Source organism: Exiguobacterium sp. s142, from assembly GCF_018618455.1.
Lineage (GTDB): Bacteria > Bacillota > Bacilli > Exiguobacteriales > Exiguobacteriaceae > Exiguobacterium > Exiguobacterium aurantiacum_A.
In genome coordinates, this window is sequence record NZ_JACSMB010000015.1 from 45935 (window position 1) to 67130 (window position 21196).

Sequence of the window (21196 nt, forward strand, 5' to 3'; positions counted from 1 at the left end):
GTCTTTTTGGTTGCGGTCCATAACATAAGTGCTGAGTGCGACGGCGGTTAGCGCTTCATCTGTTCTTTTGTCGGGCCCATGACACCGGGAACGTGTTGTCCGGCCTGGCGTAAAAGTACCGTCATCTGACCACGGTGATGCGTCTGATGGTCGATCATCATGCGGAGGACGGCACCGCGCGGCGTCATCTTCCCGTGGACGTCGACTTCTTCTAGCAAATAGTCATCTGTAAAACCGTCAGCGGCGCTTGAGATTTCTTGCGCGTATCGTTCGTACTGGTCGGCGATCACGCTCGCTTGATCGGGCTGGGTCAGGCTCTTCAAAGCTGAGAGACGGAAGCCGAGCAAGTTCGTGAAGTAGCCGAGCGCGGTCGTGACGTGCCAACCGATCCAACCGAGCGAGTTATGGTCGGGGACGATTTTTTGGCCGAGCGTGTCATCGGTCATGGCACGGAGCACGTCGAGCGTGCCGGTCGATGATTTTGTCCAATCCTGTTTGAAGTCGTTAGCGGTACGATACATAAGACTACCTCCTCTTGCGTATTCTACCGCTAGTATACGCATGTGCCTTTCGTTCGCGCACGTCTGATGATCCGATGAAACATTTCGGTCGATTTTCCCGTAGAATGAAGGAGATAGGAGGGACTTGTTCATGTGGATTCTTATATTTGCAGCACTACTCATGTTTGTCCTCGGTTTTGCCGTCCACAAGTTAGGGTGGCATTTTCTCATCTCGGGCTATAACACGATGAACGAAGCAGACAAGGCACGCGTCGACATCAAACCGGTCGCGCGGTTGATCGGTATCATGTGTTACGGCATCGGCTTCATCTTTCTCATCGTCGGCCTCATTGATTGGTTCGGGCTCGTCGTCCCAATCGAGCCGCTCTTTATCGTGCTCATCCTGTTCATCGTCGTCATCCTTTGGCGTGCCCAAAAGTATGACGGGAATATTTTTGACGACACGGGACGGCTTCGTCCGGGCGGGAAGAAGAAACTCATCCCGATCGTCCTCGTCTCTGTGCTCTTGCTCACGGTCGTGCCGGGGCTCCTGCTTTGGTTCTCTCAACCGACCGAAGTGACACTCACCGATACGGCACTCGTCATCGAAGGCAGTTACGGGCAGACCGTGCCATATGACGAGATTGTTGATGTCATATTGACCAACGTCCCGGACGTCGAGCGTCGAACGAACGGGGCCGCTACAAGCTCACAACTGACAGGACACTTTCGAACGACTTATAAGGAAGACGTGCTTCTCTTCATCAACCGTGACGCCACAGCCGCCATCCGCATCGACTGGAGCGGAAAACCGATCTATCTAAATCTTGAAACGAACGAAGCAACGAAACAGTTATATGAGGAGGTGATCACTCGATGAGTCCATGGTATGCGCGCAACATGCCGTTCTTTTTCCTGACGTTCTTTTTTCCACCGCTCGCGCTGCTCTTGCTCGTCTGGCAGTGGGACAAATTCACGACAGACCGGGGCATCAAACTGTTTTTCGCGGTCGGGATGACGGTGTTCATCGTGTTCGGTCTATTGCCGCGCGGCACGCTTCCGGTCATTCTGCCGATCATTTTCGGGTTGATCGCCTTAAAGCTCGTGCTGAACGTGATCAGACGAAAAAAAGGCTGACGCGCTAGACGTCAGCCGATCGGGACGCTCAGTCAGGGCGTCCTTTTTTTTCGTTCACCCAAGCCTCGAACGCGTCAGGTTTGAGCGCCGGGGCGTAGTAATAGCCTTGCCCGAGCTCGACCCCTTCGGCAATCATCCGTTCAAGGTCTTCCTTCGTCTCGATGCCTTCGGCGAGTGATGTGAGCGCCTGCTCGCTCGCGAAGCGTGAGACGGCACGGAGGAAGGATGTGCTGTCTTTCGCTTTCCCGCTGACGTACATCCGGTCAATCTTCACTTCTTGAATCGGTAAGTGCCAAATCGCTTCGAACGAGGCGTAGCCGGTGCCGAAGTCATCGATCGACAAGCAGTAGCCGAGGTCGGCGATGTCCTCGAGCCGCTCGAGCTCGTTCGCATGTGACATGATGTCGGCCGACTCGGTCAATTCGATTTTCAAGCGGTCCGGCAGCCACGGGTACGTCTCGATCAAATCACGCAGCTTCGTGACGATCGACGGGTCGACCGAGTGGGCAGACAAGTTGTACGACAACGAGACGCCGGAGAATGACGTATCGCGCCAAGCGACGAGCTGGTTGATGACTTGGTCGAGGATCGAGTGAGATAACCATAAAATCTGGTCTGACCGTTCGGCAATCCGGATGAACTCGTTCGGCGGGACGTGACCGATATCCGGATGCTGCCAACGGGCGAGCGCCTCGGCCCCGACGACGCGTCCATTTGTCAATTCGACTTGTGGCTGGTAGGCGACGGAGATGTGTCCTTGCTCGATCGCCTCGGGGAGCGCCTGTTCGATCAAGGCGGCCCACTGCAGCTGGGCGAGGATGCTCGCGTCATACCAGACGAACGGCGTCCGCGTCTCTTTGGCGTGTTGGAGTGCTCGTGTCGCCTCGAACAAACAATCGGTATAGTTCGGCGTCGTGTGTGCCGCCCCGATTTGAACGTGGACGGTCTGCCGTTTTTGATTGATCAACAGTTCGGTCGGGAACAGCTCCATCAGTTCATGTTCGTCGAGCGTGCTGAACCCTTTGACGTACAACATGAGCGTGTCGTCACGATAGCGGCCGAACAAATGATGCGCATACTTCTCGAGTCGGTCCTCGACGTGACGGGCGAACTCTGTCATGAGCAGGTCAGCATAAATCGTATCGTACCAATCGACGAGATGATGGAAATCGTTCAACTTGATCAAGAGGAACGTCCCATCGATGTCTTGTTTTTCCCACGCTCGGATAAAACCGTATTCGTTATACAGTTCGGTCGCGAGGTCGAATCGGACGAGGCGATCGACTTTCCGTTCACGCTCGACGCGCTCGGTCTCATCTTCGAGGATCAAGTAGTACGTGAGCGTTCCCCCGCGCTTGAGCGGGATGATTTTCGCGTTCAAGAAACGGGCATGTTCTCCTTTTAAATGCAAAATGAATTGGGCGCTCGTCCCGTGCTCGGTCACACCTTCAAGTGCTTCCTGGAACAGGCGACGACCTGTGTTGGTGAATAGCTGGTTGATTTCGTACAAGTTCCGGGCGCCGAAGAACTGATCGAACACATCGTTCCGTTCGATGAAGTTATAAGCATCATCGATCAACGCGATGGCGAGACCGGTCTCTGAGAACAGGGACGACCAACGCTCGTGATAGCGAAGCAGGTCGTTCGATTGCGTCTCGAGCGTGTTGACGGTCGAATGGACGCTCACCGCAATCTCGCGGAGCTCGTCCTCGATGCCACGGAAGTCATGACTGGCCGGGAATGACGCCTCGACCGGTTCGGTGCTTGGGTCGATGGCGAGTGCACGGGCTTTCAAATGACTTAAATCATGGGCATACATTTTACGTGTATAGCAAAGCGCGACCAAGAGTCCGGTCGAAAGCACGAGCGTCGCGAGCAGGACGAGGACGGCGAGCGTCCCATATCGGTTTCGTTCCTCTAGGAGCAATGACTCGGTCGACGAGCGGATAGTCTGGAGAACTTCATGCGAGTCTTCGTAAAACTTGGTCCCGTTGACGTAACGCGCCTCGAGCGTCGAGCCGGTCGAAGTCAGTCGTCCCAACGCTAGGGCGCTCTCCGTTAAATCAGCGGTCGATTTCGTTTGGAGAGTAGGATTCGTCGCGATAATCTCTTCAAGTAAACGCGCTTCAGTGGCGATGGAGGCGAGTTCGGCTTCTAATTTTTCTCGGTCCGGCGTCTCCGCCAGCAAGTTTTTCACGTTTTGGATGAACGTCATCTGCATCCGCATGACGGCATCGGTCAACTCGTAGGCCGTGTTCGCTTGGGCGGTCCGCTCTAAGCCTTGGTAGAGCCAACGCCGATCAATCGATTCGATGACGTCAAACGGGACGTTGTCGAATTCGCTCAACTCGCCGTCGAGCGTCTCTTCTAGTCGTTCAGAAAAAGCGAGGAGGGCATCCCGTTCGCGTTCGTGGACCCCGGTCTCGAAATCATCGAGCAGCTGGGTGTTATACTGGAGCGCGCGTTCGCGATAAGGCGAGGACAACAACGCCGTCGGCTGGCCCGAGTTCAGTTCGTACAGTTTCGCGGCCTGGTGGAGGACAAGGTAAGACTCGACGCCGGCAAGGTCGGATGCATGGTTCAAGTTCGTCACGGACTGATCGACGCTGACGTGTTTCTCTTTCCAGTAATAGCTTAATCCGAGACCGAATAACAACACACCGACGAGGCAGGCGACAGCAAGTACCATCGTATAGATCCGGTACGGAATTTTGGCGAATCGGTTGCTTCCCATCGTACACTCCCTTTCTACCTTTCCTATCTTATATCGCATTTCGAGTCTTTCAAGTGAAATCCTGCTAACTGAAAAAAAACCCGACAAAGGTCGGGTTTTCAAATGCGTCAAAGGTCACGGTCGCTTGTAGCCGATGAGGCGTGATTTCCAATACGGCTCTTTGCTGATTTGGTTGTAGCCGAGACCAAACGTCCCGGCGTGGATGAACGTATCGGCGTCGATCATGATGCCCATATGGGACGGACCGGCCGTATACGTGTTCTCGAAGAAGACGAGGTCGCCGGCCTGAGGCACGAACGATTTGTCGAGCTGCGGACCGAAGTAAGACCCGGCCCAATAGTTGGCGACGTTCGTCCGCGGGATCGAGACACCTGCTTGGTTGAACGCGTAATAGATGATGCCTGAGCAGTCAAAGCCGCCGTTGACCGGACTAGACGACGCCCAGATGTACGGCGTCCCAACGTATTTCTTAGCGACGGCGATCGTCGCGAGCCGGGTTGCTTGGGCGGTCTGTCCGTTGACTTGGGTGACGAACGCTTTGGCGACGAAACCTTGCGTCCCGTTCTCGTTGACACGGTAGTGTGTCGCCGTCTCGCCGACGACGTTCAACAATCCGCCGCGGAGCGTCGACCCGACGACCTGGCTCGAATCGTTCGCTTGGGCGCGGATGGCGGCCGGACTTGCCGTATAGAACGTATGTGAGTCGAACGACCCGCTGACCCATGTCGGTGCCGTCGTTGAGCCTTTCGGTACTTCCTTGACGAACGAGGCTGCGACGAAGCCGGTCGTGTTACCGATATAAATCTGGTGCCAGCCGTTTGCCGTCTGGACGACGCGGAGCGTCTGACCGGCTTTGACGCTACCGACGATGGCGGAACTCGTCGACGCAGCAGCACGGACGTTCAAGGACGGGGTGTTGACGACGTAATCGACCGAAGTGTTCCCAGCCCCGGCGTCACCTAAGTTCGGTGCGACCGGTGCACTCGGTGCGGTCGTCGTCTGTTTCAAGTAGCCGGCACTGACGTAACCGCTCTTTCCGTTATACGTGACGTAGTACCAAGTGCCGCTCTGTTTCGTTGCTTGCACGGTCGCGCCGTTCGGGATCGTCGTGACGAGCGCGAAACCGATGCCTGCTCCTTTTCGCACGTTCAAGTTCGCCGTCGTGACGAACGATTGATTGACGCTCTCTTCTTTCGGCGCTGCCGGTGTCGCCGGCTGACTCGGTGAAGGTGTGGCAGGTTGACTCGGTGAAGGCGTCGCGGCGGCTTTCTTTAAGTATGTAGTGGCGACGAAGCCTGTCGTCGAACCGTACTTGATGTGCGACCACGAACCTTCGACTTTTAGGATTGTGACCGTTTTTCCTTTCGGGATCGTGACGAGTACGTTCGCCTTTGTCGATTTCGAAGCCCGGAGGTTCAAGTTGACGGTCGTCTGTGACGTCGATTGGGCGGTCGGGCTGACGGTGCTCGTTGATGCCGTCGGCTTAGTCGTTGCTGCCTTGGCTGTACCGAGATAGTCGTTATGTACCCAGCCGGTCTTCCCGTTAAAGGTGACTTGCGACCACTTACCGCTCGTCTTGAGCGGTTTGAGCGTTTGACCTTTTGGGATGGTGAGCAAGACATTATGGCTCGTACCGGCACCGGCGCGAAGGTTTAATGCAGCGGTCGTGACTCGATTTTTGCTTACTGCCGTACTCGTTGTCGTGAGTACGGTCGGTGATCCGGCCAAGTTAAGTGTTTGACCGATGGCGATTCGGTCGGTCGTCAAGTTGTTCATCGACTTGAGTGTCGCGAGCGGGATTTGATGCTGTTGGCTGATCGACCAAAGCGTGTCACCGGCTCGGACGATATGGGTGCTAGCGGCGGACGCTTCGTCGGCCTGGGCGAGGACGCTTACGGCGGCGATTGCGGCGAATGAGTACATGAGGCCGGACTTGTGATTCATGGAGTCACTTCCTTTAATATAATAGAGTCATTCATGACGGGTAACGATACACATTTATTGTACGGTGCCGAGAAACCGGGAAGCAATGGTGGAAAGGACTCATTCGAGCGAGATTCCTTGAAAAGCAGGTCAATATTTTTTGATAGGTCTGTCAGATAGATGTCTCCTAAAAAGAGGGAAATTAGAAATTGACTTTATGTTGAATTTTGGAAGGTTTCGTATTTGTGCTTCATGCTATCATTAAGGCAAAACTGTTTGAACGAGGGTAGGGGACTATGATCGAGGGGAACTTTTCAACACAAACATACCGTAAACATCAAGAGAAACTGTTCGAGCTCGTACGGATGCCGGACGTGTCCGACGCGACAGTCGAGCAGGCGATCAGCTATATGTGCGAAGTCGTCGCGGATATGCTCGAAGTCGACACCGTATCGATCTGGCACTTCGATGAGACGCAACACTCGATCAGTTGTCAAGTCGCATATTCAAAAGATAAAGGCATCAGCAAGCCGGCATTAACGGTCTATCGTCAGGATGCGCCGGTCTATTTTGATGCGCTCTGCACGAACCGTGTCCTCCTGTTTGAGAATGTCCGGACGCACGAATGGGTGAAAAATTTATATCAACAATACTTCGTCGAAGGACAACGGGTTTACTCGATGCTTGACGCACCGATCTTTGCGGACGGACAAGCCCGCGGTGTCATCTGCTGCGAGACGTACGAGCTTCGGAAGTGGACGTATGTCGAAGAGCTGATCGTGAGTACGCTCGCTGATTTTGTCGCTATTTTATATAGCCGGCTCGAACGTCAGTCGGTCGAACAACACATCGCCCGGCTCGCCTATACGGATGAATTGACAGGACTGATGAATAAGAACGCGTTCATCGAACGAGTCGACCGGATGCGGGACGAACTCGATCATCGCCTCGGGTCACTCATTTACGTGAGAATCGATGAGTTCCGCTCTGTCGAGGACGCGCTCGGCAGCGAGAAGGCCAATCAATTAATCCAGGAAATCGCGAATCGGCTCCAACTCGTCGTCGATCCGGCGATGCTCGCCCGGAGTTCTCAATCCGGTTTCGTCGTATGGACACCGTACGGCGACCGGATCAAAGCGTACGGGATTGCCGACATGCTTTGCGAGACGGTGACGAACGAGCCGTTTACCGTCGATGAACTGGATGTCGTCCTGACGATGAGTGCCTTTATCTCGATTGAGGATAAGACGCGCTCGACGCTCGAGATGATTCACACGACACGGATCGCCGCTAGTCATCATCATGTCCAACGCGGTGGCATCATCTTCTATGAAGAGAAGATGGGCGAGAAGGCGACGGCCCGATTGACGCTTGAGATGAATTTGCGCAAAGGGCTCGCCTTGAACGAGTTTGCGCTCTACTATCAGCCGAAGATTGACGGGTCGACCGGACAGCTTAACGGTTTTGAAGGGCTCATGCGTTGGATCCATCCGGAAAAGGGGCTGATCCCGCCGCTCGACTTTATCCCGCTCGCCGAGTCGACCGGTGTCATCATCGCCCTCGAGGAGTGGGCGCTTGAGGAGGCATGCCGCCAATTGAACGCGTGGCACGCCTCTGGCCGGACATATCACTTGGCGCTCAATTTGTCGGCCCGTCACTTCCTATCAGAAGGCGTTGTCGAGAAGTTCGCCCGTGTCGTCGAAAGAATGGGTGTCTGCCCGAACTATTTGACGTTTGAGATCACGGAGAGCGTCGGAATGGAGAATCAGCAGCACGTCATCGAACGGTTCATCGCCTTCCGCAAGCAAGGATTCTCGATCTCGATCGATGACTTCGGGACAGGTTTCTCGGCGTTCGTCTATTTAAAGCATTATCCGATCCATGAGATCAAAATCGACCGTCAGTTCATCCAAGCGACGGAGAACGACCCGACCGGAAACGTCATCGTCCAATCGATCATCGAGCTCGCCCGCGGCCTCGGTTTAAAGACCGTCTGCGAAGGCATCGAGACGACCGAGCAGCACGACGCACTCCGTTTGCTCGGCTGTGACGAGATGCAAGGGTATTACTTCTCGCGTCCGCTCGCGATTGATGAGCTTGAGGTATGGATTGAAGCTTATAACAATGAAAACAAGGATTCGCTCCGTTGAGCGAATCCTTGTTTTCATTACGGCAGGTCAATCTGAATCGTCGTCCCGACACCGAGGTCACTCGTCACGGTGACCGTGCCCCCGTGTGCCTTGACGATGTCCCGGGAAATCGCCATCCCGAGCCCACTGCCGAGGGCGTCGGTCGTATTCGTCCCTCGGTAATAACGTTCGAAAATATACGGCAGATCGGCTTCATCAATGCCGTTCCCATCGTCTTGTACGATAATCGTCCCGCCTAGGACCGTGACATGTACCGTCACTGACTCGTCGTTATGGAGGAGGGCGTTATAGATGAAGTTGAGCAACGCCCGCTTCATGAAATGACGGTCGACGTCGCGTGACGCCGCGTCTGTGCTTGAGAACGTGATGTTGCGCGTCGCAAACCGCGGGTCGTTCAAGACGTCGATGACGAGCTCGCGGACGAACGGCTCGAGCCCGGTCGTCTCGCGGTTGAGCGGGAAATCACCGTGCTGCAGCTGCATCGTCAAGTTGAAGTCGTCGAGCAGTTCTTTCATGTAGAGCGCTTGGCGTTCGATGACTTCAGCGTACTGGCGCCGTTCAGTTTCGTCGACGTCTGTATCCTCGAGCAGTTCGGCGTAGCCTTGGATCGAGGCGAGCGGTGTCTTCAAGTCATGGGAGACGTTGCTCATCCACTCTTTGCGGCGGCGCTCGAGTTGTTCCCGTTCTGACTCATATGTCGTCAGTGTCTGTGACACATCGTTCAAGTTTGCGAACACGGGTCGGTACATGCCGGGCCGTTTCGGTTCGACGGTCGAGAAGTCGCGTGCTTTCAGCTGGGCGATCCGCTCGGTCAAACGATAGACAGGGCGTGTCAAAATCGAACTGAAGGCGAGCCCGATCAGTGCGGCGACGGCGAGATCGACGATGAGTAAGATGACTGTCGCTCGCGACACGTAAGCGAAGATCGCCTCGGGATCAAGCATGAACAGGGCACGGTCCTCTTTGGCGTCTGGTACGCCGATCAAGTAGCTATACGTTTCAAATTCACCGACGAAGTAGAGGACGAGATCGTCGTCTTTATACTTATAAATCTGAATCAGTTCGATTGGGGAGTAGGAATCGGGTGCGTCAACGGGCGCATCGACGTCGCTGACCACGTCACCTGAAGCATCGAGGATTTGGATGAACGCCCCGAACTCCTCAAGGGCGGTTATCCCGTCTTCGTTGACGACCGGTGCGCCGTCCTCGAGTGACATGTACTGGTTGAACGTGCGGGTGAACGTCTCTCCGGAGTTGCTCTCGACGTCATCAATCCCGGTCCGGTCGTTGACGAGCAACGTGACTAGAATGACAACGTTCAAAATGACGACGATGGCAACGATCGCAAGAATCGACACCAAGTAACGTCCGGTCAATTTCCATTTCAATTCAAACGCCCCCTATGCCTCAAACTTATAGCCGAGCCCTTTGACCGTCTTAATATAGATCGGTTGTGACGGGTTCGGTTCGATTTTTTCGCGGAGCCGGCGCATGTGCACCATGACCGTATTGTCAGAGCCGTAAAAGTCCTCGCCCCAGACGTGGGTGAACAATGTTTCTTTACTGAGAATCCGGTTCGGATTACGCATGAAGCAGGCGAGCAGGCCGACCTCTTTCGCCGTCAGTTCGAGCCGGACGCCGTCTTTGTATGCTTCTGTCTCGTCTACATTCAACCGGAACGGCCCGACGATTGTATCGACGGGTGCTGGTGCGTCGTACATCGAGACACGGCGAAGCTGCGCCTTGATGCGGAAGGCGACTTCTTTCGGACTGAACGGCTTCGTGATGTAATCGTCGCCGCCGATGGCGAGGCCGAGGATCTTGTCGATTTCGTCTGACTTCGCGGATAAGAACAAAATTGGAATGTTCGATGTGTCGCGGATTTGGCGGCACAGGTCATAGCCTTCACCATCCGGCAACATGACGTCGAGAATGGCGATGTGCGGGGCGAACGTGTGGAACGTCTCCAAGCCGCTTTTGACGGTGTGGGCGGTCGCGATTTGTGTGAATCCTTCTCGTTCAAGCGCTTTTTGAATGAGTATACATAAATCTTTTTCGTCGTCGACGATTAAAATACGTGGTTGGTCCAATGAAATCACCTCTCCTTGTAGCATATCATTTAAGGATTTCGTAAGGTACGCGTGATTTTCAGTTAAGGTGGCGCGTGTATCGTAGTGTTTAGAAAGAGGTGCTATTCATGGAATCATTATTACAAGTCAACGCAATCGAAAAAACATATGGGAAAGGCGACACAACGTTCAAGGCGCTCAACGATGTATCATTCACAATCGAACACGGCGAATTTGTCGGCATCATGGGACCATCTGGCGCCGGGAAATCGACACTGTTGAACGTGCTCGCGACGATCGATACGCCGACCGCGGGGGATATCCTCATCGAAGGGGAAAACATCGCCAAGCTCGACGAGGAATCACTGTCGGACTTCCGACGCGACCACCTCGGTTTCATCTTCCAAGACTACAACTTGCTCGACTCGCTCACGGTACGGGAGAACATCTTGCTGCCGCTCGCCGTCGCCAAGACACCGGTCCGCGATACGCGGGATAAAGTCGACGCGCTCGCCAAGCGGTTCGGGATCGCGTCGATCCTTGATCAATATCCGTATCAAATCTCTGGCGGACAAAAACAGCGGACGGCTGTGTGCCGGGCGCTCGTTGCCGATCCAAAACTTATCTTCGCCGATGAGCCGACAGGTGCGCTCGATTCAAAGTCGGCGACCGACCTGTTACAGACGCTCGCCGGGCTGAACGAGGCCGAGACGACGATCATGATGGTGACACACGATGCCTACGCCGCAAGCTTTTGTCGCCGGGTCCTCTATATTCAAGATGGAAAGCTATCGCGCGAACTGATTCGCGGCGCGAAGTCGCGTGACGCGTTTTATCAAGCGATTTTAGACGAGCTCGCAAAAGGCGGTGCGACCGATGACGTTATTTGATTTGGCGAAGAAGAACGTCGCCCGCAATCTATCACGGTACGCGCTCTACGTCGGGACGACGATCTTTTCCATCATCATCTACATGACGTTCGCAACGCTCAAACATAGCGGGGAAATTAGTGCCCTCGCCGAGACGTCCGGACAGATCAGCGGTCTCATGAACGCTTCGACGTTCATTCTGCTCATCTTCGTCGCGCTGTTTATCGCTTACTCGAACGCCTTTTTCTTGAAAGGACGTAAACGGGAAGTCGGACTGTATTCTCTTCTCGGGGTACGGAAAAAGCAGATTGGTCTCATCCTGTTGTTTGAGAACCTCGTCATCGGTGCGGTATCACTCGTGATCGGGATCGGGCTCGGTTTGATTGGGTCGAACGTTTTGTTGCAGCTGCTGCTCAACTTGATGAACAGCGACTTGCCGATCGGGTTCACGGTCTCGACCTCGGCGCTCGTCGAGACGACGCTCGTCTTCCTCGCCATCTTTTTATTCACATCGTTCCAAGGTTACCGGGTCATCTATCGCTTCAAATTAATCGAACTGTTCCATGCCGACAAAAAAGGCGAGGACGTGCCGAAAGCGAGCCCGCTCATGGCGCTACTCGGGATCCTCACCCTCGGTACGGCTTACACGCTCGCGCTGCAAGACCTCGCCACGTCTCCGCTTTGGGGTTATCTTGCGGCGGCAATGCCGCTTCTCATCATCGGTCTTACCGTCATCGGTTCCGGTCTCTTGTTCCATAGCGTCCTCATCTTTATCCTCGGCCGCCTAAAAGCGAACGAGCGTTGGGCGTGGCGCCGGCTCAACTTATTGACGACGTCACAGTTGTTATACCGGATTCGAGGCAACGCGAAGACGTTGACGCTCATCAGTATCATCAGTGCGACGGCGATCACGGCTGGCGGGGCCATCTTTAGCGTCTACTATTACGCGGAACAACAAGTCACTTCGTACGCTCCCTATACGTTTGCTTGGCAAGGCGACAAACAAGACATCGACGCCGATGTGTTGGCTGAGACGAGCGTCATGCAAAAGACGGTTCGTGTCGCCTTAGAGACGGGAGAGCGGGAATATGGCGTCATCGATGAGACGACGTTCCGAAAACTTGCCGCCGACCTAGGCTGGAGTGAACCGGAACCGCTGCAAGAGCAAGGCGTCTTCTTGATTGATCCGTTCTATGACGAACGGTTCTCGGAAGACGTGAACGATGTGACGCTAGACGAGACGATGTATTCGGTCGCGTCCCGCTATGACAAGACACCGCTCAACGTCATGACGTTCGGCGGACTGTTCCTAGTCACACCGGATGACGTCTTCAAGACATTGCCGGGAGAAGGGACGATGTATCAAGCCGTGTCCGTCGCTGACTATAAAGAGCAGACCGCCTTGTCGGATCGCTTGTCGACAGCAGATAACTTCTCGAGTGCGACAGCGTTATACGCTGAGACGATGGCCATGCACGGAGCACTCTTGTTCGTCGGCAGTTTTCTCGGACTCGTCTTCCTCGTCGCAACGGGCAGCATCATCTACTTCAAGACGATGACCGAGGCCGAGGAAGACCGCTCGAAGTACGCGGTGTTACGAAAAGTCGGGATCTCGAAGCGGGACATTAAACGCACGATCCGTCAACAAATCGCGGTCGTGTTCCTCGCCCCATTCTCGTTAGGGATTTTGCACGCCTCGGTCGCGCTCTTCGCGTTCTCGCGCTTGCTCGTCATGGACTTCACGGTACCGGTGCTCGTCTGGATGGCGGTCTATTCTGCCATTTATACGCTGTATTACGTGTTGACGGTTCGACGGTTTACGAAATACGTTATCTGAAGGAGAGAATATTATGAAGAAACTAGTAATTGCGGCTTTCGCCCTCGTCATCGTGGCGCTCGGGCTTGTGAACATCGACTGGAACCGGCTTGGGAAAGAAGCACTCTACGTGCAAGTCGGGACAGCGACAAACGTTGAGGAGACGACGCTCGAATCGGGTGACGTCGTCCGGCGTTACGAGTATACGATGCCGGCGCTGACGAAAGATGGTGATTCGCAGACGGTCACGTTCACGGCAGCGAAGGAGCTTCGAAGCGGGGCATACTTGAAGCTATATGTGAAGGATCAAGACGTTATCACGTCTTACGATGAAGTAACGGTCGCAGATATTCCAAAGGCGGCCCGGGAGCAATTATAGGAAGAGCATCAACGAGCTGCGCGTACTTATTTCAAATCGAGATAAGTACGTTTAGCTCGTTGATGCTACAATTAATTTACCACCAAACAAGAAGCGTTCATGAAAGGAGACGGTGCGGATGTTTGAACGAATCACAATAAAAAAAATGGAGTTGGATCAAAAGCGGCCGTTACCAGTGTATACACTCCGAAGCCTTAGAGAGAAACTATTTTTAGAGTGGACGTATAATTCGAACGCCATCGAAGGCAACACGTTGACAATCAATGAGACAAAAGTTGTCCTAGAAGGCATAACGGTTGGCGGGAAGACGATGCGAGAACATCTAGAAGTTATCAATCACCAAGAGGCGATTGTCTACGTAGAAGAAATCGTTCGTCGGGAAGAACCGTTTTCAGAATGGCAAATCAAAAACTTGCATCGGTTGGTTTTGAAAGGAATTGATGATGCGTATGCAGGTGTGTACCGCGATCAACAAGTGTTCATCGCCGGTGCTGTCCATACGCCGCCACCTTCGTATATGATTCAAGAACAAATGGAGCAACTGATTCACTGGTATGAAACAGAAGCAATCAACCTTCACCCGGTGGAGCGCGGAGCGTTGTTGCATGGTAAGTTTGTGGGGATCCATCCCTTCATCGACGGGAATGGACGAACGTCTCGCCTGTTACTCAATTTGGAATTGATGAAATCAGGATATCCGCCCGTCATCATCAGAGTTGAAAATCGTTTGGCATACTACAACGCACTGGATCGTGCACATACGACCGGTACGTATGATGATTTCATCGAACTCGTTTCTGCAGAAGTTGAAGAGTCGCTCGACTTATACTTACGTGCCGTTGCCATTGACTAACAAAAAGCCTTTCCCGACGATCAACGTGTCGTCGGGAAAGGCTTTTTGTGTGCTCATGCGAGTGAACTTTCTCGCTCGGCTAATTCGTATTGGAGTATGTACGTCAATTCTACATGTACTTGATCTGAAAAGTTAGTCTTTCTGACGTGCGTACGTGGTCGTAATCCACATTCCAAAGCAATATCGATGATTGTCCGAATCTGATTTTCCGTATAAAAACGTTTGCGTCCCATCGTGAACGGGGTCGGCGGTAAGACGCCGTCCGTCTCCCATTTGATCAACTGTTGCTGGCTGCGTGGGATGCCGGCAACGGTGAAGGCGCGACTCAATTCTTTAAGCGGATAGACAATTAAATGGCGTCCGTTATATTGAAATGGTTTACCTAGTTCGGGACGATATGCATCCCATTCGGTCGCAAAGAACGTTAAATCGATCGTGTCAACTTCAAATTGAGCGGAAGGAATTGGAGTGGCGAGTGCGATGTCTAAGTTGTTCATCTAGTGTTAGCTCCTTCTTCAAGTCTGCCGGGTGGTAGTACCCTCCCTCGTATAGTACCCTATTTTCAAAAAATTAACTGTTCATTTTTTGAAAGCGTGGAAATGAATTTATGGGACTTTCGATGCGGTTGTCAAATTTACACAACGTCTATAAAAATACCCTAAATGGTATGGCGATGCAAGTCATAGGAATGATTTGAGGCAGATGTAACGACTGCTTGATGATGTGGTTCAAAAGTCACGGTTGGAACATTTACGACTTTTGAGCAAAACGGTTTCCTCGTCGGTTAATAAGGGCGAAGGAGGTGAGACATATGGCAGTGTATCGAGAATACGCAAGCGTTTTTTATCTCGACACGAAACGGCTCGTTGACGGCAAGGAAAAACGTCAGCTCGTCCGCTTCGGTCCGCTCGGTGCGCGGATGGAGACCGAGGAGATCAAACAGTTTGGCGACTTGTTGATCCCGTTACTCGCGGTCGAGTCCGCTACGTACGTCGTGTCGCGTGAGTTCCACGTGACGGTCTAAATTGGAGGCTCCCACTTATGCTAATACCCCCTCGTCCCGCCGCTCACAATCGGCACGATGAGCAGGTGGTCACATGAGCTGGCCCGAACTCATCTCAAACCTAGGATTCCCGATCGTCGTCTCGCTCTATCTGCTCCACCGGATCGAGACACGTCTTGAGCGGATGATTCAGCTGCTCGAACGTCTGGACTCCACCTATCCGTCTGAATTGTAACCACTCCCCGAAAGGAGCCATCCCCTATGGCACAGCTGACAGAAAAGAAAGCCACGCTCGTCCTGACGACGCATCATGACCTCGAAAGTTTGAAACCGACGAAGAAGACGCAACGGTTCGGTCCGATTCGCGCTGCGCTCACGGCAGATCAAGCCGATTCATACGGTCAGCTCATGCTCGATCTTCTCGAACATGAAGATTTCACCGTGTCGGTCGTCCGCGAATACGACTTAGCCTAATCCACTCACATTCTAAGGAGGAAATGAACCATGACTGAGACAAAACTAGAGATCGCCTTTTTGGACACGTTTAACAAAGTTGCCCGCTTCCGTTTGAACAACGTCAAACAACCGGTCGACCCAGCGAAAGTGCAAGCGCTCGCCGACTTCATGGTCGCGAACGACCCGCTCGGCAAAAACGTCGTCAAGTGGACCGAGATCAAGATGATCGAAGGCACCGAGACGGTGTTGAACATCCAATAATCGACAAAGCATCGTCTCTAAAAAGAGACGGTGCTTTTTTATCCAATCAAAAATCGAAGAACGGTTTCAATCGACACAGATTATCGTCAACTATATAGGAGCGACGATAGTACATATTCAGGCAGGGACATATGATCGCTTGTTTTGCTGAATATGTCCAGACGGCAAGAAAAGCTAAGTGGAATGTTGATTCCGCTTAGCTTTTCTTTGTATGGAGCTTAATTTGCCGAACCGTTATTCGTATAAGTGTGCTCTAGTCATGTTCAAGTCGTTGTTTACATGCTTAGTAAATAGCGTTTGGTGAAGATCCAATCCGCCGTTTCGGAAAAAGGCCGCACTAGATTGGAGATATAAGCGCCACATTCGGATGAAGCGTTCGCCGTACATCTCTTCACTTCTGTCTATCGTAGTTTCAAATCGAGACGACCAATGATCGAGTGTTTGCGCATAGTGAAGGCGCAGACTTTCGATATCGACGACATGGAAATTGTACTCAGGGAGCAAAGTGACGATTTCTCGCAATGAAGGAATATAGCCGCCGGGGAAAATATATTTTTGAATCCACGGGTCACCGGCTTCTTCTGTTTGGTGAGTGATTGTGTGAAGTAGTGCCATCCCTTTATCTTTTAATAAAGTGTTCACGGTTTTCATGAAGGTCGGATAGTCTTTTTGGCCGACGTGCTCGAACATGCCGACGCTCGAAATTTTATCGAACGTTAATCCGCTATGGACTAACTCCCGATAATCCATCAGTTCCACAGTCACTTGATCTTCTAGCCCTAATTCTTCAATGCGAGCTTTAGTTTTGGCGTACTGTTCTTCACTGAGAGTGACTCCATGCGATCTGACTCCGTAAGCACGGGCGGCCCGGATAATCAGTTCTCCCCAACCGCTACCGATGTCGAGAAGCGTTTCGCCTTCTTTCAGTTGGAGCTTATTCAACACATGGTCGATTTTATTCAGTTGGGCTTGGTTAAGACTATCGTATGGTTCTTTGAAGTATGCACAAGAGTAACTCATTGTTTCATCGAGCCAGAGGGCATAAAACTCGTTACCGATGTCATAGTGATGTTCGATGTTTTGTTTGGCTTTTCTGATTGATAGATTCGGTAATTTAGGTACGTTTACGTTCCATAGCTCTTGTTTATTATGAAGAGCAAGCGAAATAATATCTTCAATGTCACCGTCGATTTCGATATCCCCGTCCATATAGGCTTCACCAAAAGCGATGCTCGGTTCTTTCAACAATCTCGTCAGGGAAAACCCTTCGTTAAGTTTCAGGTACAGACGAGGCTCTTCGTGCCCGTATTGGTTCACCGTTCCATCAGCAAATTGAACTGCGAAAGGAATATTCGCATCCAAGCGGTTGAATAGGGTGTCAATCATTAAAGTTTTCATCGTCATTTTCCTCCTTCAATTGTTTAAAAAGTTCTCCATCGATTGAAACGCATCTCGGGCATCAAGATAACCTTGCATATGCATGTTTTCAAGCTTAGAAGCATCACGTTCGGCGCGTTTGATTTTAAAGTCCTGGCTCGGCCGGATGACGAATACTTTTCCTTCTTCTTCGAGGCGCTCGATTGTATCAAGTGTATCGTTGTATAACTTCCATCGTGTCTCCAGGGCGTGGGTAAGGCCACCATAGTTTTTGTAGAAATAACGAGTCGTTTTAGAAAAGAATGAAGGCTTTTTCCGATATCCTTTCGCCTTCGTCAAAACGATGACGCTTTTTTGGACGCCATCTTGCAAGGCCTTTTGGATCGGAATGGGGTCGGAAATGCCGCCATCCATTAAAAATTTGTTTTGATGGATGACTGCCTTGGACATAAACGGCAATGAGCTCGATGCGCGGACGATAGACAAAATGTCGGTCGCGCACTCACTCTTTTCAAAGTAAACAGGTTTTCCGGTCTCACAATCTGTCGTGCCGATGATAAAGTGCTGTTTCGAGGAATGAAACGTTGTGAAATCGAAAGGTACGAGTTTGTTTGGTATATGATCGAAAATTAAATCCATCCCGAAGAGTTCTTTTCTCATTAATAAGTTCTTTATTGAGATGTAGTCGGGATGCGTCACATAGTCGATGGTCACAGACTTATTTCGTCCAGGTTGTCTCGATACATATGAAGAGGCGTGACAAGCTCCAGCAGAAACACCGATGATGTATGTGAAGTATCGATTTTGTTCCATGAAATATTCAAGTACTCCAGCGGTATAAACGCCTCTCATACCGCCTCCTTCCAACACTAGTCCATCTTTAAACACTTTATGTCTCTCCTCCTTCCGGGTTGATGAAGTGAAAATGTTTCCACCTTGAACGTCATAAATGAATCTTTGTGACGTTATTCACAAATTAACGTTCGTGATTTGTTCCGATTGAGCGAATTGGACGGATGGTACAGAACGATAGGATGAAGATTGTCAACAAGCCGACGGGCAAGATGTTGAAGGGGCAGACATACCGCTTCTTCTGGCCGAGGAAAGAACGGAGAATGTTCATCGTGAAGACGTTCGACGGCCTAATCAAATTCTGCACCGAGACGAGGGCGTCATTCTCGTCCATCAAATAACGAGATCTGGGTTCCGTCGTAAGCAAAATCAGTATTGAGCTCGGTCGTGTTGCGGTCATGACGAACGACGAGTTAGAGACTTAGAATGCCAGTCCAACGTTCGCTCTCCCGCAAGAAATGTGGATTCAGGACTTCGCCTGAAAGTATGTAGCGACTCGAGTTACCGTTAAAGTATATTTGTTTATATGTAACGTTCCGTTAGTAAGATACCATAACAGACTATAATAGTGACAAATATATGACAATACTTTGGACTTAAGAAAAATAATTCAGATAATTGAAAGCGTTTTTTATTGACATGGCGCTAAAAGATCAAAGTGCGCGGTGAATGAACAGTGGGAGTCATCAAGACTAGTTTATGCCGATACAAGTGACTGATTTTTCAGTCATCTTTTTTTATTTTGGTCAATCCACTTTAAACTTCTCGACTTCAAGACGATAAAGAATGAAACGTTGTACTTGAGAGGGGAATACATACATGGCATGGAAAGAAAAATGGGCAACGGCTGTACGTCGATTGAACCTGCGTCGCATCGATGTCCGCCGCTTTACATGGAAACCGAAACAACGGAAACGACAAAAAGTGGAACCCCCCGCGTCTTCGGGGAAAGGCCTGACGATTCGTCAAAAGTTATGGGGACTCGTCATCCTCGCGCTCGTCATGGTCGCCGGTGTCGGCGGCTACTCGCTGTTGTCACTCGCCGACGCGAACCGTCAAGGCGGCGATATCGTCAACAACTGGAATAAAGGGCTCGACTACGCCCACGAACTGAACACGCTCGCCGCGAACTATCGTGCGCTCGAACTCGAGCATATCGTGACCGAGGATGCGGCCGGAAAAGAAGAATTGATGGCGAGACTGAAAGAGATTCGGACCCAAATCAATGAACTCGCGCCGAAATATGAGGCGACAGCGTCAGGCGAAACCGATAAAGAACTGTTCGCCAACTTCGCTCGCCAATGGGAGATGTATCAACGCGTGTCAGACAACATGCTCATTTTTAGTACATCGGGCAACAACGGCATGGCCCGCTCGTACTACGATGCCCAGTCCCAGTCTACATATGATAACTTTACGCAACGCCTGACCGAACTCGTCGATTACAACTCAGAAGGCTCGCAGCAAGTCGGGGCGGACATGGAACGCGAGTTTCAACAAGCGCTCATCGCCTTGCTGGCCGTGACGGTTGGAGCGATCGTGATCCTCTTGTTCCTCGGGATGAGTCTACTTCGTTCGATCATCAAGCCGATGCGGATGCTCCAGACGAAATTCGATGAACTGGCGTCACAAGGCGGGGATTTGACAATGTCGATCCCCGTCACGTCGAACGATGAGATCGCGCAAGTGAGCCGTTCGTTCAACGCCTTCCTCGCCTCGCTTCGTGAGATTATGATTGATGTCGACGAGACGGCGAAAGTGGTGCTCACATCGTCGCAAGAAGTCGCCGCGGAAGTGACCCAACTGAGCCGTTATATGGAAGAGACGTCAGGTACGGTCGAAGAACTGACGGCCGGGATGGAAGAGACGGCTGCTTCGTCGCAAGAGATGAGTGCCTCGACGACCGAGATGGGCAGCTCGATCGATACGATCGTCGAACTCTCGAACGATAGTGCCAAAACGGCAGAAAACGTCGAGCATCGTGCCCACGCGATGCGTACGCAAGCCATCGCCTCGAAGACGGAAGCGAACGCCATCATCCAGAAAAAACGCGTCGAGCTCGATGAGGCGATCAAAGGTGCCAAGTCGGTCGAAGAGATCCGCGTCTTGACGAGTGCGATTCTCACGATTGCCGACCAGACGAACCTGCTCGCCTTGAACGCATCGATCGAGGCGGCACGAGCTGGTGACGCCGGACGAGGATTTGCCGTCGTCGCGTCAGAAATCCGTAAGCTCGCCGAGAACTCGCGTCAAACCGTGAACGAGATTCAAGCGGTATCGAATACGGTCATCGATTCGGTCGAACGGCTCAATACGAGCTCGGCGGATATGCTCACGTTCTTGAACACGAACGTGCTCGCCGACTACGACCGGCTCGAGGAATCGGCAACGCAGTACGAAGAGGACGCGACCGTATTCGGCAAGACGGCGAACACGTTCGAGACGAACGCGCTGCAGCTCCGCCATATGACCGATAGCATCCTGCACGTCATCCAAGAAGTCGCGACGACCGTGACGGAAGGAGCGGACGGGACGCAGTCGATCTCAGAGAAAGTCCAACTGTCCGTCGAACGGTTCAACGATGTCCAACAGCGGATGAACGAGACGGAACAGCGGGCGACCGAACTATCGAATCGCGTGTCACAGTTCAAGTTATGAAACCGGACCACAGTCGAACGACTGTGGTCTTTAATTGTGACAAAAATTGGAACATAAAACTGATAAAGGTAGTCAATGAGAAGTCTGACTTCTTATATTTGGTACATATTAGGTTTCGTCATCCGATATAAGAGTGGCAATACAAAATTAGAGAGAAGT

21 protein-coding genes are annotated in these 21196 nt (G+C 52.1%); 12 read left to right on the forward strand and 9 right to left on the reverse strand.

The genetic code is table 11. The annotated features are described in order from the left end of the window. Nucleotides 1-47: 47 nt before the first annotated feature. Nucleotides 48-521 carry a DinB family protein gene (locus KNP77_RS12520; protein WP_214891089.1) on the reverse strand — a complete coding sequence of 158 codons (474 nt, stop codon included), beginning with the start codon at nucleotides 519-521 and terminating at the stop codon, nucleotides 48-50. Nucleotides 522-651: 130 nt separating this feature from the next. Between KNP77_RS12520 and KNP77_RS12525 the strand changes: the two genes are divergently transcribed. After that, nucleotides 652-1380, forward strand: a complete 729-nt coding sequence (locus KNP77_RS12525) for a DUF3784 domain-containing protein (protein WP_214891091.1) — start codon at nucleotides 652-654, stop codon at nucleotides 1378-1380. After that, the gene (locus tag KNP77_RS12530) at nucleotides 1377-1637 is read left to right on the forward strand and encodes a hypothetical protein (protein WP_070328468.1); all 261 of its coding nucleotides are present in this window, start codon (nucleotides 1377-1379) and stop codon (nucleotides 1635-1637) included. Before KNP77_RS12525 ends, KNP77_RS12530 begins: the two co-directional genes overlap by 4 nt. Before the next feature lie 28 nt (nucleotides 1638-1665). Here KNP77_RS12530 and KNP77_RS12535 read toward each other — a convergent pair whose 3' ends face one another. Both KNP77_RS12535 and KNP77_RS12540 read right to left on the reverse strand, forming a co-directional pair. Beyond that, nucleotides 1666-4371, reverse strand: coding sequence for an EAL domain-containing protein (locus KNP77_RS12535; RefSeq protein ID WP_214891093.1), 2706 nt, complete (start codon nucleotides 4369-4371; stop codon nucleotides 1666-1668). A gap of 114 nt (nucleotides 4372-4485) precedes the next feature. Continuing rightward, nucleotides 4486-6315, reverse strand: coding sequence for a C40 family peptidase (locus KNP77_RS12540; protein ID WP_236633331.1), 1830 nt, complete (start codon nucleotides 6313-6315; stop codon nucleotides 4486-4488). A 275-nt stretch (nucleotides 6316-6590) separates the two neighbouring features. Between KNP77_RS12540 and KNP77_RS12545 the strand changes: the two genes are divergently transcribed. After that, nucleotides 6591-8444, forward strand: a complete 1854-nt coding sequence (locus KNP77_RS12545; protein WP_214891095.1) for a sensor domain-containing phosphodiesterase — start codon at nucleotides 6591-6593, stop codon at nucleotides 8442-8444. A 17-nt stretch (nucleotides 8445-8461) separates the two neighbouring features. On the opposite strand, the gene KNP77_RS12550 is transcribed toward KNP77_RS12545, so the two are convergent. After that, nucleotides 8462-9832, reverse strand: a complete 1371-nt coding sequence (locus KNP77_RS12550; RefSeq protein WP_214891097.1) for a sensor histidine kinase — start codon at nucleotides 9830-9832, stop codon at nucleotides 8462-8464. A gap of 12 nt (nucleotides 9833-9844) precedes the next feature. Then, nucleotides 9845-10534 carry a response regulator transcription factor gene (locus KNP77_RS12555; protein ID WP_214891099.1) on the reverse strand — a complete coding sequence of 230 codons (690 nt, stop codon included), beginning with the start codon at nucleotides 10532-10534 and terminating at the stop codon, nucleotides 9845-9847. Nucleotides 10535-10641: 107 nt separating this feature from the next. Between KNP77_RS12555 and KNP77_RS12560 the strand changes: the two genes are divergently transcribed. The 4 genes from KNP77_RS12560 (at nucleotide 10642) to KNP77_RS12575 (ending at nucleotide 14430) form a co-directional block, all read left to right on the forward strand. After that, nucleotides 10642-11403 (forward strand): ABC transporter ATP-binding protein, encoded by a 762-nt coding sequence (locus tag KNP77_RS12560; RefSeq protein WP_214891101.1) that lies wholly within the window; start codon nucleotides 10642-10644, stop codon nucleotides 11401-11403. After that, nucleotides 11390-13219: an FtsX-like permease family protein gene (locus KNP77_RS12565; RefSeq protein WP_214891103.1), complete on the forward strand. Its 1830-nt coding sequence runs from the start codon at nucleotides 11390-11392 to the stop codon at nucleotides 13217-13219. The genes KNP77_RS12560 and KNP77_RS12565 overlap by 14 nt, the downstream gene beginning before the upstream one ends. A 13-nt stretch (nucleotides 13220-13232) precedes the next feature. Further along, a complete protein-coding gene (locus tag KNP77_RS12570; RefSeq protein WP_214891105.1) occupies nucleotides 13233-13577 on the forward strand; it encodes a YxeA family protein in 345 nt (114 codons plus the stop codon). Nucleotides 13578-13695: 118 nt separating this feature from the next. Next, nucleotides 13696-14430 (forward strand): Fic family protein, encoded by a 735-nt coding sequence (locus tag KNP77_RS12575; RefSeq protein WP_071398196.1) that lies wholly within the window; start codon nucleotides 13696-13698, stop codon nucleotides 14428-14430. Nucleotides 14431-14483: 53 nt separating this feature from the next. On the opposite strand, the gene KNP77_RS12580 is transcribed toward KNP77_RS12575, so the two are convergent. Continuing rightward, complete coding sequence (locus KNP77_RS12580; RefSeq protein WP_071398191.1) at nucleotides 14484-14927, reverse strand: MerR family transcriptional regulator; 444 nt, start codon at nucleotides 14925-14927, stop codon at nucleotides 14484-14486. A 314-nt stretch (nucleotides 14928-15241) separates the two neighbouring features. Between KNP77_RS12580 and KNP77_RS12585 the strand changes: the two genes are divergently transcribed. The 4 genes from KNP77_RS12585 (at nucleotide 15242) to KNP77_RS12600 (ending at nucleotide 16150) form a co-directional block, all read left to right on the forward strand. Further along, nucleotides 15242-15454: a hypothetical protein gene (locus KNP77_RS12585; protein WP_131456407.1), complete on the forward strand. Its 213-nt coding sequence runs from the start codon at nucleotides 15242-15244 to the stop codon at nucleotides 15452-15454. A gap of 73 nt (nucleotides 15455-15527) precedes the next feature. Next, entirely contained in the window at nucleotides 15528-15668 is a 141-nt protein-coding gene (locus KNP77_RS12590) for a YvrJ family protein (RefSeq protein WP_021066374.1), read from the forward strand. 26 nt (nucleotides 15669-15694) lie between these two features. Further along, nucleotides 15695-15907, forward strand: coding sequence for a hypothetical protein (locus KNP77_RS12595; protein ID WP_070328479.1), 213 nt, complete (start codon nucleotides 15695-15697; stop codon nucleotides 15905-15907). A 30-nt stretch (nucleotides 15908-15937) separates the two neighbouring features. After that, entirely contained in the window at nucleotides 15938-16150 is a 213-nt protein-coding gene (locus KNP77_RS12600) for a DUF2922 domain-containing protein (RefSeq protein WP_071398188.1), read from the forward strand. Nucleotides 16151-16384: 234 nt separating this feature from the next. Here the strand turns inward: KNP77_RS12600 and KNP77_RS12605 are convergent, their stop codons facing one another. The 3 genes from KNP77_RS12605 to KNP77_RS12615 all read right to left on the reverse strand — a co-directional run bounded on the left by KNP77_RS12605 (nucleotide 16385) and on the right by KNP77_RS12615 (nucleotide 18746). Continuing rightward, nucleotides 16385-17536 carry a class I SAM-dependent methyltransferase gene (locus tag KNP77_RS12605; RefSeq protein WP_214891127.1) on the reverse strand — a complete coding sequence of 384 codons (1152 nt, stop codon included), beginning with the start codon at nucleotides 17534-17536 and terminating at the stop codon, nucleotides 16385-16387. A gap of 27 nt (nucleotides 17537-17563) precedes the next feature. Next, entirely contained in the window at nucleotides 17564-18415 is an 852-nt protein-coding gene (locus tag KNP77_RS12610; protein ID WP_214891107.1) for a patatin-like phospholipase family protein, read from the reverse strand. An 88-nt stretch (nucleotides 18416-18503) separates the two neighbouring features. Beyond that, nucleotides 18504-18746: a hypothetical protein gene (locus KNP77_RS12615; protein WP_214891109.1), complete on the reverse strand. Its 243-nt coding sequence runs from the start codon at nucleotides 18744-18746 to the stop codon at nucleotides 18504-18506. 452 nt (nucleotides 18747-19198) lie between these two features. Between KNP77_RS12615 and KNP77_RS12620 the strand changes: the two genes are divergently transcribed. Continuing rightward, nucleotides 19199-21037 (forward strand): methyl-accepting chemotaxis protein, encoded by a 1839-nt coding sequence (locus KNP77_RS12620; RefSeq protein WP_214891110.1) that lies wholly within the window; start codon nucleotides 19199-19201, stop codon nucleotides 21035-21037. The last annotated feature ends 159 nt before the right edge of the window (nucleotides 21038-21196 follow it).

Excerpts from the sequence above, each read along its gene's own strand:
- KNP77_RS12620 (WP_214891110.1), top strand. The coding sequence starts at position 19,199 with ATGGCATGGAAAGAAAAATGGGCAACGGCTGTACGTCGATTGAACCTG.
- KNP77_RS12580 (WP_071398191.1), bottom strand. The coding sequence starts at position 14,927 with ATGAACAACTTAGACATCGCACTCGCCACTCCAATTCCTTCCGCTCAA.
- KNP77_RS12540 (WP_236633331.1), bottom strand. The coding sequence starts at position 6,315 with ATGAATCACAAGTCCGGCCTCATGTACTCATTCGCCGCAATCGCCGCC.
- KNP77_RS12575 (WP_071398196.1), top strand. The coding sequence starts at position 13,696 with ATGTTTGAACGAATCACAATAAAAAAAATGGAGTTGGATCAAAAGCGG.
- KNP77_RS12565 (WP_214891103.1), top strand. The coding sequence starts at position 11,390 with ATGACGTTATTTGATTTGGCGAAGAAGAACGTCGCCCGCAATCTATCA.
- KNP77_RS12545 (WP_214891095.1), top strand. The coding sequence starts at position 6,591 with ATGATCGAGGGGAACTTTTCAACACAAACATACCGTAAACATCAAGAG.
- KNP77_RS12560 (WP_214891101.1), top strand. The coding sequence starts at position 10,642 with ATGGAATCATTATTACAAGTCAACGCAATCGAAAAAACATATGGGAAA.
- KNP77_RS12570 (WP_214891105.1), top strand. The coding sequence starts at position 13,233 with ATGAAGAAACTAGTAATTGCGGCTTTCGCCCTCGTCATCGTGGCGCTC.
- KNP77_RS12605 (WP_214891127.1), bottom strand. The coding sequence starts at position 17,536 with ATGATTGACACCCTATTCAACCGCTTGGATGCGAATATTCCTTTCGCA.
- KNP77_RS12600 (WP_071398188.1), top strand. The coding sequence starts at position 15,938 with ATGACTGAGACAAAACTAGAGATCGCCTTTTTGGACACGTTTAACAAA.
- KNP77_RS12525 (WP_214891091.1), top strand. The coding sequence starts at position 652 with ATGTGGATTCTTATATTTGCAGCACTACTCATGTTTGTCCTCGGTTTT.
- KNP77_RS12530 (WP_070328468.1), top strand. The coding sequence starts at position 1,377 with ATGAGTCCATGGTATGCGCGCAACATGCCGTTCTTTTTCCTGACGTTC.
- KNP77_RS12535 (WP_214891093.1), bottom strand. The coding sequence starts at position 4,371 with ATGGGAAGCAACCGATTCGCCAAAATTCCGTACCGGATCTATACGATG.
- KNP77_RS12585 (WP_131456407.1), top strand. The coding sequence starts at position 15,242 with ATGGCAGTGTATCGAGAATACGCAAGCGTTTTTTATCTCGACACGAAA.
- KNP77_RS12590 (WP_021066374.1), top strand. The coding sequence starts at position 15,528 with ATGAGCTGGCCCGAACTCATCTCAAACCTAGGATTCCCGATCGTCGTC.
- KNP77_RS12520 (WP_214891089.1), bottom strand. The coding sequence starts at position 521 with ATGTATCGTACCGCTAACGACTTCAAACAGGATTGGACAAAATCATCG.
- KNP77_RS12595 (WP_070328479.1), top strand. The coding sequence starts at position 15,695 with ATGGCACAGCTGACAGAAAAGAAAGCCACGCTCGTCCTGACGACGCAT.